10 protein-coding genes are annotated in these 12,563 nt (G+C 53.2%); all 10 read right to left on the bottom strand.

The annotated features are described in order from the left end of the window. Positions 1-299 precede the first annotated feature (299 nt). The 10 genes from FZ040_RS08890 to moaA all read right to left on the bottom strand — a co-directional run bounded on the left by FZ040_RS08890 (position 300) and on the right by moaA (position 12,529). The gene (locus FZ040_RS08890) at positions 300-899 is read right to left on the bottom strand and encodes a hypothetical protein (RefSeq protein WP_149171670.1); all 600 of its coding nucleotides are present in this window, start codon (positions 897-899) and stop codon (positions 300-302) included. Between the two features lie 161 nt (positions 900-1,060). Continuing rightward, a complete protein-coding gene (locus FZ040_RS08895) occupies positions 1,061-2,626 on the bottom strand; it encodes a methyl-accepting chemotaxis protein (RefSeq protein WP_255448821.1) in 1,566 nt (521 codons plus the stop codon). A gap of 178 nt (positions 2,627-2,804) precedes the next feature. Then, positions 2,805-3,536 carry a formate dehydrogenase subunit gamma gene (locus FZ040_RS08900; protein WP_149171671.1) on the bottom strand — a complete coding sequence of 244 codons (732 nt, stop codon included), beginning with the start codon at positions 3,534-3,536 and terminating at the stop codon, positions 2,805-2,807. A gap of 1 nt (position 3,537) precedes the next feature. Beyond that, complete coding sequence (locus tag FZ040_RS08905; protein ID WP_149171672.1) at positions 3,538-4,326, bottom strand: 4Fe-4S dicluster domain-containing protein; 789 nt, start codon at positions 4,324-4,326, stop codon at positions 3,538-3,540. A 35-nt stretch (positions 4,327-4,361) separates the two neighbouring features. Next, a complete protein-coding gene (locus FZ040_RS08910) occupies positions 4,362-5,222 on the bottom strand; it encodes a formate dehydrogenase accessory protein FdhE (RefSeq protein ID WP_149171673.1) in 861 nt (286 codons plus the stop codon). A 23-nt stretch (positions 5,223-5,245) separates the two neighbouring features. Next, positions 5,246-8,263, bottom strand: a complete 3,018-nt coding sequence (fdnG, locus tag FZ040_RS08915; protein WP_149171674.1) for a formate dehydrogenase-N subunit alpha — start codon at positions 8,261-8,263, stop codon at positions 5,246-5,248. A gap of 148 nt (positions 8,264-8,411) precedes the next feature. Continuing rightward, positions 8,412-9,239 carry a formate dehydrogenase accessory sulfurtransferase FdhD gene (locus FZ040_RS08920; protein ID WP_149171758.1) on the bottom strand — a complete coding sequence of 276 codons (828 nt, stop codon included), beginning with the start codon at positions 9,237-9,239 and terminating at the stop codon, positions 8,412-8,414. Between the two features lie 257 nt (positions 9,240-9,496). Further along, complete coding sequence (gene mobB, locus FZ040_RS08925; protein ID WP_255448822.1) at positions 9,497-10,654, bottom strand: molybdopterin-guanine dinucleotide biosynthesis protein B; 1,158 nt, start codon at positions 10,652-10,654, stop codon at positions 9,497-9,499. Beyond that, complete coding sequence (locus FZ040_RS08930; protein WP_149171676.1) at positions 10,605-11,537, bottom strand: MOSC domain-containing protein; 933 nt, start codon at positions 11,535-11,537, stop codon at positions 10,605-10,607. Before FZ040_RS08930 ends, mobB begins: the two co-directional genes overlap by 50 nt. A 2-nt stretch (positions 11,538-11,539) precedes the next feature. Continuing rightward, positions 11,540-12,529, bottom strand: coding sequence for a GTP 3',8-cyclase MoaA (gene moaA / locus FZ040_RS08935; protein ID WP_149171677.1), 990 nt, complete (start codon positions 12,527-12,529; stop codon positions 11,540-11,542). Positions 12,530-12,563 lie beyond the last annotated feature (34 nt).

Consider the following 12,563-nt stretch of genomic DNA (forward strand, 5'->3'; position numbering starts at 1 on the left):
CAGTGTCTGCAAAGAGCTTGGTTGATTCCCTTCTACACTGAGGCTGCCATGTGCGTTAAAGTCTCTTATCCAACCATTTGCAGATATAGTAGCTGATTACACCTGCCAAGACAGAGACTAAAAACGAGTTGAACAAAAACATGCACCTCCTTCTGAATGAAAACTGCAGAAGGCACACACGGCACGATTATTATAGCATAGGTTGACTTTTTTAGGAAATTTCGTATAATGTAATTAGCTAAACGAGTTGAATAAAAACATGCAGGCCGTGGGAGTGGTTACCCACGGCCTTCGTGTTTTTAGTTTATCCGATAGTCTTGAAAGGATTTGATGGTTCCGGTCTCAATTCCGTGAATGAGTTCCCCGATTACCCGCGGGTCGGAATAGTCGAGCGGCAGGAAGCAGTCAGCCGCCTGATTGTAATAGTTGCGGACATCATTTTCAACTTCGAAGATATCCTCCGCAATCCGGGCTTTTCTGGCTTCATAGATACGGCCCGAACGAATGTAGCCCACGCTGGTAATGCTTCCCCAAAGGACGAAGAAGAACGACATCGCGACATGTGGCAGCAGCCCGGCTCCATAGAGCATCAGATAAACGGCAAACGTCACGAGGAAACCGCCCAACGCCCAGTGAAGCAGGGAAGGTTCCTGCCATTTGAGCTGCATGAGCCACAAATCTTCCATGACGGCGTATTTCCCGCGGATTGCCAGAAAATATTCTTTGAGCCGCTGCAACTCCGTCAGCAGTTTTTCCTTGTCGTCAGGAACTTCCGCTAATGCCTTGAGTTCTACTTTCTTCTGCTTTGTCCCTTCCATTCCGGAGGCTACAGACTCCCCACAGAAAGGGCAGCTCATCTGTCCCTCTTCCAATACACTTCCACATTTTCTGCAAATCATCGTTCTTCCTCCTTTCTCTCGTCTTTGCGTTGCTTGTTGCAATTATTTCTAGAAAAACCAACGATTTGAATGGTACTTTATTGGTATCTTATACTATTCGCCACAAAAATGAAATCCCCTGCTTTCGCGGGGGATTTTTTACAAATAATCTGATTTTCCCGTTATTTGGTCCGGAATTTGTTCACACTGTCTTTAAGTGAATCGGAGAAATTCGAAAGCTCCGTACTTGAGGCCGCACATTCCTCCGATACTGCCGAGTTGTCCGTAACAACGCCTAAGATATCTCGCGACAGGCTGTTCACCTGCTCCATCATCTTCTGCTGCGCTAGGCTCTGCTGGCGCAGTTGCTCGATTACCTTGTTGACCGCCTCGGTGTTCTCGGTAATACCCGACAGTGAATCGGCCGCAGTCCCCACAACTTTCGTTCCGCTTTCAATAGCAGAAAGTGCCTTGTTGATAAGCGTCTGGATATTCTGCGTGCTAAGAGCCGACTGCTCGGCCAGCTTGCGGACCTCCTCGGCGACAACAGCAAAGCCACGGCCCGCCTCGCCTGCACGGGCAGCCTCAATCGAGGCATTAAGTGACAAGAGTGCCGTCTGGCCAGTAATCTCATCGAGTGTGCCAAGAATCGATCGGATTTCTTCTGAGGCCGCACTGATATCATGCATGGCGGCCACGACATTGTCCATCTGCTGACGGCTCATATCGATGCTTTCATTCGTCAAGCGGCTCGACTCGCGCGCCGCCTCCACGAACGATTCAACTTTGGCATTTTCGGCCATCGTCTCATGAATCTTATTCTGGAGGTCCTGCACACTCTCATTCTGAGACATTGCCCCTTCCGCCAGACTCTGCGATACTTTCGATACTTCGCCAGAACTTACCGCTACCTGCTCAGCCATATCCCCCATACTTTGCATTTCTGCGCAAAGTGCCTCTCGAATATGATTGAGATTGCGCTGAATCGGCTCATAATCCCCGATATATTTCATCCGCGTTGTTGATACCAAATCGCCAGCAGCCATGGTATTGAGATTTTTCTCGATGTCCTGTACATAGCCGAGGATTGCCGTACGCATCTCGTTGAGTAAATCGTAGAGTGCTCCGATTTCATCACGGCGCGGGTAAGTAAACTTTTGCGACATGTGCCCCTTGGCCAGTTGATTCACACTTCCCTCCAGCGAATCAAGCGGCTCTACCACTCGCTCCTGGAAGGTGTAATAAACGCGGCGCAGTACCAAACCAACCGCTGCAATAAAAGCAGCCAGCAGCAGATAAAGAATTACCGCCATTACATCCACTAAGGTCTGTGCTGCCTCTACCATCTCATTAGTCTTAGCAAAATATGTCTCACTTACTTCCAACAGATGAGCCGCATCTTTTGACTTTTGATATTCGCTGATGGCTGGTTTCACCTCAGTCATCCAATACTTTTCCGCCGCATCGCGCTTTTCTGGAAAACTTCCTAAATGCATACGGCTGCCCAATCCCTGCAAAATGGACTCAACCCGCTGGGTCGTATCCGAAGCATCACTGCCTGCCAAAACCTGCTTAACGACACGCTGCGATCCACCGCGAACGACACCAGCATCATTGACTACTGCTACATAGCTGGTAAATAAATACAAACTTACCGCTACTACCACCACAACACCCACGACAATGGCAAAAACCTGCGCCAATAGCCGCTGAATCAAATAGGCAATCGTTTCCTGCTTGTTCATCATCGAAACACTCCTTTTCCCATAACCCTAAACGATAGAATAGCCATTCTCCCCAGTTATAAATCCCCTAAATATAATTGTAACAAAAAAATTCTCACCAGGTTGTGACATTTGTTACACCCCAGTGAGAATTTTATCGTTTTATGAATTATTTTTTATTCATTAGTAGCTTTTGGACGTCTTAGACCGGTCTAGCCTGAATTGATGCATCTTCGACCGGCTCATCGGCTTCCACAGCTTTTTTGACTTCATCTTCGGTCAAGCTGCTCTGCGCAACGAGTTCATCCACCCATTTGCCATGATGTTTGACTGCATAGCTAGCCTTAACCGTACCATCAAGCATGCCGTGGCAGGAATCCGGATTTACACCAACGGCCAGATAGATATGGCCAATGGCAGCCGCGAACCCAAAGCCAGCGCAAATGCTATGCAGCGGAATCATCCAAGTGCGGATGACAGGGCTTACCACGCCATCGCCAAACCAAAGAACAGCTCCCGAAATGACGAGCAATGCCCAAAGAACAGCCTGCAGCAGGATGTTCATCTTCTCGCCGCCGTTATAGAAGCTCTGCGGCGGAATGCCCTCAGGCTCTTTGCCGATAAGCTCGGCCGGGAACTTCTGATTGAACACGATATCATCGCGGCCAAAGCTTACGACTTCCTTGACCAGACGACGGATCCCATCATGAGCCGTAACCAGTCCGATAATCGGATTCAGGATGAAAATGACCGCAAATACACGATGTGCGTACTGAAGCGTTGCCGCACCAAAGGTATCATAGAGGAAACGGAACGAATCCGCATAGAGCGGCAGGGCCGTAAGCAGCAACATAAAAAAGGAAACCGCATTGATCCAGTGGAAATAAACGAAGCCCATTTTATGGCGTTTGATGTATTTCTTATTGACAATCATCTCATTTTTCCCCTTTCTCGCGATTTGCTAATTTCTTGAAAGCTGCCATACCCAGGACGCCGACAATGGCACCAGCACCAGCGATTTTTCCGAGCGGACGCACGACATCCTTCCAGAGATCGATGGAATTCGGCGTCTGCGGATTTTCCGGCAGGTCATAGACCGACGGTTTTTCCGGCAGTACATAGAGCATGTGGATGCCGCCCACGCCCTGCGGGTTGTAAACGTTGGCATCTTGATGGCCTTCCTGTTTGAGGATAGCCACCCGCTGTTCGGCGCGCTTGAGCATTTCCTCCTTCGTGCCGAAGCGGATTGCATCGGCCGTGCAGGTCTTCGAGCAAGCCGGCTCCATGCCCTCAGCGATGCGGTCAAAGCAGAGATCGCACTTCGTCGATTTATTGGTTTCGGCATTGACTTTCGGGACGTCGAACGGGCAGTTATGGGCGCAATAACCACAACTCACGCATTTATCCTGATTGATGACGACAGCACCATTGTCGAGCTTTTCAATAGCTTCTTCCGGGCAGCCCTTAGCACAGGCAGGGTCGCTGCAGTGCATGCACTGACGCTTGAAGAAATCCCAGTGGAATTTCCCGTCAGAATCCACGCGCTCGTTCATCTGGATGAGATTCCAAGTCGTCGGGGTCAATTCCTTATGGGACTGATACTGTCCTTCAAACGGCGTTGACATATCGGCCGGCAGGTCGTGCCACTGCTTGCAGGCAACCATGCAGGCACGGCAGGCGCTGCAGCGTGCCACATCATGCAGCATAGCGATTTCTTTTGCCATTATAGTTCTCCTTTCGTACTCGCAAATACACAGTTTTACGCATTAGCGAGCATTACGCTTCCTTTTTTCTGGAGACTTTTCTCCTCGCCGAGGAAATCGAGATGAATCGTCGCCCAATCCCGCAGATAGACCTCTTCCTCACCTTCCTCATTGTACGTTTTGAGGTAAGCATGACATTTGTCGCAGACGTCAAGGCGCATAGCAGCTTCGCCCTCAGGCTCTAAGATATGCATTTCCTTGAGGTCATCGTTGCCGCAATAGACGCAGCCAATGCGGGCGTAAGGCCAAACGGTATGACAGCCGTCGCAAGCGAGCACGCGGGCGCGGCCCTCCTGCTCCTTGCGCAGCTGCGCCAGGACCGGCTGACGTCCGCAGATTGGACAGTAATTGCGTTTCCAGCCAATGCCTTGCCAGAAAACTGGGTCTTTGAGCCCGGCGGGAACCAAGACTTCGACCAGCTGCCAGCCCAGCGTGCGAACCAGCACCTCATTGAGCTTGTTGTCCGCTGCAAACTGCTGGATTTCTGCATCTTCCTGCCGCAGCAGATAGTCGAAGAACTGCTGGATTTCCGTAAGCTCGGCCTCCGCCGTCCAGCTCTGCCAATTCTTAAGGGCAGCCTTCATCATGTCAGGCGCTTCGATGTCCTTGAGGGCTTCCAGGCAATCCCCCAGCGATACGGCGGCCACCTTGACCATCGTACGCTGCAGCTGCGGCTGCTGCAAAAGCGGCATGCCGTCTTTGACGATTTTTTTGATGTCATCCTTCTCAGGAAAGGAAACCGGCGAGACTGCACCTGTAAGGATTTTCTCCATAGCAAGCTGCAAATTGGCCGTTTCCACAAGGAAAGGGTGTTTCTTCAGATATTCATCCATGGGTGATTTCTTGGCGGTTTTCATAAAAGTCTCCTATATCATACAGATTATGCTTTCACGATGTTTACCAGGCAGGCCTTGAACTCCTGCTCCTGCGTATTCGGGTCGAGGGCATCGATGGTCAGGTAGTTGGTGCTCGGTCCTTTGGCCAGGCCCTTGAAGCCCCAGCTGTACGGCATCCAGACCATATGCGTCTCCTCGCCGTTGACGGTGAGCGGCTGCGCGCGTTTCGTGACCATGGCTTTGACCACGACAGCACCACGGGCCGAGCTTACTTTTACCTTGTCGCCCTCTTTGATGCTGAGCTTCTTGGCCAGCTGCTCGCTGATTTCGACGAAAGGCTCCTTGACGAGCTCGTTGAGCCACGGAATGTTACGCGTAACGGTACCGGAGCACCAATGCTCGGCAATACCCGAGCTCGTGAGTACGTACGGGAACTTGTCCTTCGTACCCAGCGGCTGTTTTTCCGGGACGCGCGGATATTTGACACAGGGGTTGAACTGCGCCAGTTCATTCGTATGCAGTGCATTGTGGGTCGGGCTTTCGACCGGCTCATAGAACTCGGGAATCGGGCCATCGACCGGCGTCGAGGACGCATCGCGGGTCATGCCATCGGGATTCTTGTCCTTATAGGTGGCAGCAAAGAGGCGGCCAATGCCTTCGCCGTTCATGCGGAACGGTTTCTGGCCGTCCGGCGTATCCGGGCCAGCCGTGCGGTTGCCAACGTCTGGTACATCGTAGCCGGTCCATTTGCCAGCTGCCGCATCCCACCAGACGAGCGGATGCTCTTTATCCTTCGGCGTACCATCCAGATTGCACGATGCACGGTTGTAAAGGATATGGATGTTATCCGGCCATACCCAGCCAAACTGCGGGAAGATACCGATATCGCCCGGATCTTCCTGGCCGCGACGTTTCGTGCGGTTGCCCTCGCGGCTGATATAGCCGGCATAAATCCACATGCCCGAAGCCGTCTCGCCGTTATCCTTGAGTTCGCCGATGCCATTGACGAGCTCACCCGTGGCCACATTGTAGCCACTGATTTCCTTCATGACGTCTTCGATATAGTTTTCCTGGGAGTAGTTCCAGGACATATACTTGATTGGCTCGTCCTTCTTCTCCGTGGAATCTTTATAGAGCTCGCGGATGCGCTTCCAAAGCATATCGTTGATGATATAATCCGGCTTGGAATCGCCGACCGGTTTCGGGCCCTGCATGCGCCACTGAATCAGGCGCATCGAGTTCGTAATCGTACCTTCGCGCTCAAGATAGGAGCAAGCCGGCAGGAAGATGACCTCCGTCTGGATTTCACTTGGGTTGTCGTCTGGACGGTTCCAGAACTCGGCCGTCTCATTGACGAAGATATCCTGTACGATAAGGGAATCCATCTTGCAGAGGCCATCATGGACCATCGTGAGGTTGGCATTCGTCATCTGCGGATTCTGGCCGCAAAGGTAAAGCGCATGCATCGTTCCCTTCCAGGCATCCTCGAAGATGGCATAGATGGAGTCCGGATGATTGCCGTTGCGGATAGCGCCATAGTCAAAGCCATAACCGTTCTCCGGCGTAGCATGCTCGCCGAACCAAGCTTTCGTCATGTTGACATACCATTTGCGGCGGAACGTACCAAAGGCCTCCGTCCATTTTTCCAGCGTCGGCGTCTTATGCGTCGGATGGACGAGATAGCCCGGCTGCATGTTGAACTCGATACCGAAGTCCGTCGATGCCTGCACGTTTGGCTGCCCGCGCATAGCGATGATACCGGCGCCGGGGATACCGACGTTGCCCTTGAGCAGCTGCATGATCGTAAAGCAGCGGATATTCTGAACGCCGACCGTATGCTGCGTCATGCCGAGTGCATACATGATGATGGCCGGTTTGTCGTTTTCAATCCAGATGGAAGCTGCCCGCTTGGCATCTTCCGCCTTCATGCCCGTGATATTCTCGACCATCTCAAGCGTATAGCGGCTGTAGAATTCCTTGAGGCGCGACATGACCGTATTCGGTGCAAAGAGGTCGTTGGCCTTCTGCGGCTTGCCATCAGCGCCGAGGGCATAGCCCCAGGTCTCCGTATTCGTGTAGGCCTTCTTCTCGGCATCATAGCCCGAGAACAGGCCATCATCGAATTTGAAATCATCGCGGAGCAGGCAGGCACCATTGGTGTTCTGAAGGACGTACTCCTTGTTGAATTTGCCGGATTCGAGCATCTCATGAATGATGTAGCCCATGAAGACGATATCCGTACCCGGACGTACCTGGAAGAAATCATCGGCAATCTTCGACGTGCGCGTGAAACGCGTGTCGACATGAACGATTTTCGAGCCGTTCTTCTCACGGGCAGCCATGACGTTTTTGAGGCCCATCGGATGGCACTCAGCGAGGTTCGAGCCCTCAATCCAGATGAGGTGCGTGTTCTTGATATCTGCCCACGGGTTCGTCATCGCACCACGGCCAAAGGCAGCGCCCAGAGCTGGCGGCGTATTGGCATGGCAGACACGGGTCTGGTTGTCGATGTAGACAACACCGAGGGCACGGGCCATCTTGATATTCTGATAGCATTCCTCGTTGTTGATCTGGGAACCGCCGATGAACGACAGGCCATCGGTACGGCGAACCTCATAGGTCTTGCCATCGATTTCCTCCGTCTGCTTCCAGCCCTTCTCACGCGCATTCTTCATGGCATGGGCAGCCTTGTCGATAGCTTCTTCCCAGCTGATTTCCTCCCAGTGGTCGCTGCCCGGTGCACGGTACAGCGGCTTTTGCGCACGCTCCTTTGAGTTTGGAATATGACCGTAACCCAGGCCCTTACTGCACAGAGCACCACGGTTAATCGGGCTGTCAACAGCACCTTCGAGCTGGACGAGTTTATCGTCCTTCACGTAGCCGATGACGCCACAGCCACAAGCACAGAAGTGGCAAATCGAGGTAAACTCGCGTGCACCTTTGAGCTTGAATTCTTTTGCGGCAGCCTTGACCTTCGGCATGTCGAGTCCCAGGCTGGCCATAGCCAGGCCAATCCCGCTGAGACCTGTGGCTTTCAAGAAGTCACGTCTGCTCAAATTCATCAAAACTTCCTCCTTTAGTCTCCTAAAACCATTTCTAGTATTTATAAAATCATCCATATCCCATAAAATCTTTCTATCCTTCATAGCACGAAGCTATGAAAAATCAATATGTGACATTTATGATTCTATGCAAAAATAATATAGCGTTTTATGCTTCTTTTTCGGCACAATCATCATCCGCGACGATAATCCGCTCCGGATTCGTGTAGATGCAGAAGCTGCCCGGACGCATCCGCGCCACCAGCGTAATCCCTAATTTCTTCGCCAGCCGCAGCGACAGCGTCGTCGGCACCGACTTGGCGGCAACGGCACCAATGCCCATGCGGCCAAGCTTCAGCATCATTTCCGACGAGCAGCGGCCGCTGAAGATGATGATTTTATCCGCAAGGTCAATCTCCTTGCGCAGGGACCAGCCGTAGAGCTTGTCAAAGACGTTATGGCGGCCGATATCCTCGCGGAATACGAGGATACGGCGCTGGCGCTGGTCGTAGAGAATACCGCTGTGCACGCCGTTGGTCTTCTCATGCGTAGCCGCGAGCTCCGACAGCAATTTATCGGCACAGGCCAGGATGTCCTGGGCCACAAACTGCACGGTACGCGGCCGCGCAAAGATGCGCTCGGGCGCGCAGTCTAAAATCTCACGCGCCGAATAGTAGCGCGGATCATCAGCGGCATGGGCTGCCCACTGCTGGGCGTCCGCCGTGGTCTCCACATGGGCCGTAAACGCTTTCTCGTCAATGCTGAGGCTTACCATATCGCTGCTGGTACGGATTTTCCCCAGCTGTGCCAGCACGCCCGTCACGAGATCCTCAAGGTCGCCTGGCGAGCAAAAGGAAGTCGTAAGCCTTTCCCCATTGAGATAAATATCCAGATAACGCTCAATCGACGTGTACTTGTGGTCTTCGACAATCTGCCCCTGCTGCGCATCATAGCGCGTCACGGGGAAATCGATAAGCTCTGTATCTCTTGGCTGCATGGCAAACTCCTCCTCGTAAAATCGAATCTCTTTCAGCATCAGTTTAGCTTTTCCTCCTGTTTCCTGCGACGATTTTTATCACAACAAGACGAAATCCGCTACTGCAATTGCCATGGTAACAAAGATTTTGTCCATTGGCAAACGACAAAAAAACCGGCCAACGGCCGGTTATAAATAAAAATAATCTTATCATTATTGATTTTTGTGTCATTTGTCCCATCGCCAAAAACCTGCTGATGAATAATCTGACAAATCGCTTAAAAGTCTTTTCCCATAAGGAATTTCACCAGTTTTTCCGCCTGGGCAATATCGTCAATATCATAACAATATACCTGCCCGGACAAAGCCTCCGGCACCTCACCACCGGCAAACATAGCCGCTGTATCCTCCTGGATGCTGGGGGTTCCCAATCCACGCCAGAGAGACAATGCAGGCATCGTCCCATGGTTCCGGCTCTCAATCAGCACCAAATCCACATTCTCAAGCCTAGACGCCATCGAAACCAGCGAGGCCCGCTTTTCGGTCCGCTGCTCGATGAAATAGCCCGCCGGAGATACGACGGCCACGGCATCAGCCCCAGCCTGCGCAAAGCGCCAGCTGTCCTTGCCCTCAGTATCAACCTCATAACCATGACAATCACCTTTAACGACACCAACGCGGATCCCCGCTGCGCGCAAGCGCGGAATCAGCCGCTCAATGAAGGTCGTCTTGCCGGTATTGGACACTGGTGCTGAAACCGTAACCAGCGGAACCTCGCGCCAGCTGTTGGCCAGCCGGCCGCGCACCAGCCGCATATCGGCGGGCGTGTTGGCATTGAAAAAACAATTGATACGCGGAACCGGCACCAGCTGATGCGGCACCGTATCGATAACCGCCCCGAGCTTCCGCTCGCCATTTGCCAGTGCCGCGGCAAAAACCGGCGCCAAATCACGATGATAGATGGCGGCCAGCGGCTGGCGACGGCCATCCGTCTCTGCCATCAGAGCCATCAGTCCAGTTTGACCAGTCAATTCTGCCCCCAAAGGATCCAAGGCCGAGAAGACAAAGAACGGCATATCGCAGGAAAGTGCCAAACCATATTGCGTAGGCATAGCCGAAAGTCCGCGGCGCAGGCCCTCCATCGGACCAAGATCTGCCTGTTCATCCACCAGCAGTTCAAACTCATACTGCTTCGCCAATGCCAAAAGTTCTGCCGTCGCCCGTTCCACACACAGGTATTTGCACGCGAAGGCCTGCCGCTGTGCCTTGCGCAGCAGCCACTCGAGCATCGATGCCCCATCGTATTCCAGCCAGCGTTTATCCTGCCCCATCCGCGAACTTTGTCCGCCCGCAATCAAAAGCAGGCTCAGATTTGCCGTATCCATATCACTTCCGCCCGCATTCGCCGGCATCGCCGCGCAGGATTTCGATGCCATGCTGCAATTCCGGCAGGACAAAGCCAAGACATTCCTCAACAGCCTTAGCACTGCCCGGCAGATTGACAATAAGGCTGCGGCGGCAGATCCCCGCCTGTGCGCGGCTCAGCATTGCCCGATGGGTAACCTGCATCGAAAGCGCCCGCATAGCCTCGGGGATTCCCGGTGCCAGCCGCTCGCAGACGGAAAGTGTCGCTTCTGGCGTGATGTCACGCGGCGAAAAGCCCGTGCCGCCAGTCGTGACGATAAGGCCGATACCACGCGCAGCATATTCCTTCATCTTCGCTTCGAGCGCCGCCTGTTCGTCGGGCAGGATAGTCATATCGGCCACCGTGTAGCCAGCTGCCTCAAGCATTTCCTTGACCTTCGGGCCGCTCTTGTCAACGCGCTCGCCGCGGCTTCCCTTGTCACTCGCCGTGATGATGGCTGCATCAAGCGGCAGTTTTTCGCCTGCCAGCACGAGTTCGAGCTCATCGCCAACACTCACGCGGCCGCCGCGCAATACGCGCGCAAAGACACCTTCGCGCGGCATGATGCAGTCGCCAACCTGCTCGCGGATGGCACAGCCCTTATGGCATTCCTTGCCAATCTGCGTGATTTCAAACCACGCATCGCCGGCACGAAGGCGCGTGCCAACAGGAAGTTCCTTAAACCGGAACCCTTCGGCAACGACATTTTCACCAAACGAACCGAACTTCACGTCGACGCCGAGCTTGCGGAAATCCTCGATTTCCTTGAGCCCCAGGAAACTGACCTGGCGATGCCACTTGCCCGCATGGGCGTCACCCTCAATGCCCCATTCCGTCTGAAACAGCACCGAATCCACCGGTGCCTTTAAAGTGCCCTTCTTTTCACTCACGCAAAGTGCCTGAATCTTTCCCATTGTCATCCTCCTACTTGAACCATTGCCCTGCTGTCGCGAGCTTCGTTATGTTTATCCAGAAAAAAATGTTCCTCGGGTTTATGATAGATGGCCTGATAAATGGCCAGCCGCAAATTATCATCACGAATGCCGCTGCGCAGCAGCTGGCGGATATCAAGACCTGTCTTTGCATTTAGGCAGAGCTTCAAAAAACCTTCTGCCGTCAACCGCACGCGATTACACGAAGCGCAGAATTTATGCTCCATCGCATCGATAAAACCGACCTCTCCCTTAAAGCCGGGCAGACGGTAGTATACCGCCGGGCCGTTAACGGCCCCTTCCTTTATTCCCGCCGGCTTCATCGTTCCATAGGCACGCTCGATCAGCTGGCGAACCTTATCCATGGCTACGCCCTTGTACCCAACGTCATAGGCACAGCCTATCGGCATCAGTTCGATAAACCGCACCTTGACCGCCTGGTTGCGGGCCATTCCCACCAGCGCGGGAATCTCCGCCTCGTTTACACCTTCAATCGGCACGCAATTAAACTTGATGTTTTCCATACCCAGTGCCCGCAGCTTTTCGATTCCCGTTTCCACGCGCTGATAGAGCGGACGCCGCGTAATCTCAGCAAATACCTCGGGCCGCAGCGTATCGAGGCTGATATTTACCCCGCTCAGTCCTGCCGCCACCAGCGGCTCTGCCAGTTCATCGAGCAATACCCCATTCGTCGTCAGCACGACCTGCTCAATGCCGGGCACCGCACGAATTTCACGCACAAGGTCAACAATGCCGCGTCGCACCAGAGGCTCACCGCCAGTCAGCCGAACCTTGCGCACGCCCAGCGAAGCCAAAGCCTGCACAACGCGCACGATTTCATCAAAGGTCAGGATATCCCCATGACTCAGCTTTTCGATACCGCCTTCCGGCATGCAGTAACGGCAGCGCAAATTACAGCGGTCCGTAAGCGAAATGCGAACGTATTCGATTTTACGCTGATATTTATCAATCATATCCTCATCCCAATTCCAAAACTCTATAGGAACG

Source organism: Pseudoselenomonas ruminis (assembly GCF_008271295.1).
Classification (GTDB): Bacteria; Bacillota; Negativicutes; order Selenomonadales; family Selenomonadaceae; genus Selenomonas_A; species Selenomonas_A ruminis.

What these genes read in the sequence shown, in the direction of transcription:
- FZ040_RS08890 (WP_149171670.1), bottom strand. Translation starts at nt 899, where the DNA reads ATGATTTGCAGAAAATGTGGAAGTGTATTGGAAGAGGGACAGATGAGC.
- FZ040_RS08895 (WP_255448821.1), bottom strand. Translation starts at nt 2,626, where the DNA reads ATGATGAACAAGCAGGAAACGATTGCCTATTTGATTCAGCGGCTATTG.
- FZ040_RS08900 (WP_149171671.1), bottom strand. Translation starts at nt 3,536, where the DNA reads ATGATTGTCAATAAGAAATACATCAAACGCCATAAAATGGGCTTCGTT.
- FZ040_RS08905 (WP_149171672.1), bottom strand. Translation starts at nt 4,326, where the DNA reads ATGGCAAAAGAAATCGCTATGCTGCATGATGTGGCACGCTGCAGCGCC.
- FZ040_RS08910 (WP_149171673.1), bottom strand. Translation starts at nt 5,222, where the DNA reads ATGAAAACCGCCAAGAAATCACCCATGGATGAATATCTGAAGAAACAC.
- fdnG (WP_149171674.1), bottom strand. Translation starts at nt 8,263, where the DNA reads ATGAATTTGAGCAGACGTGACTTCTTGAAAGCCACAGGTCTCAGCGGG.
- FZ040_RS08920 (WP_149171758.1), bottom strand. Translation starts at nt 9,239, where the DNA reads ATGCAGCCAAGAGATACAGAGCTTATCGATTTCCCCGTGACGCGCTAT.
- mobB (WP_255448822.1), bottom strand. Translation starts at nt 10,654, where the DNA reads ATGGCATCGAAATCCTGCGCGGCGATGCCGGCGAATGCGGGCGGAAGT.
- FZ040_RS08930 (WP_149171676.1), bottom strand. Translation starts at nt 11,537, where the DNA reads ATGGGAAAGATTCAGGCACTTTGCGTGAGTGAAAAGAAGGGCACTTTA.
- moaA (WP_149171677.1), bottom strand. Translation starts at nt 12,529, where the DNA reads ATGATTGATAAATATCAGCGTAAAATCGAATACGTTCGCATTTCGCTT.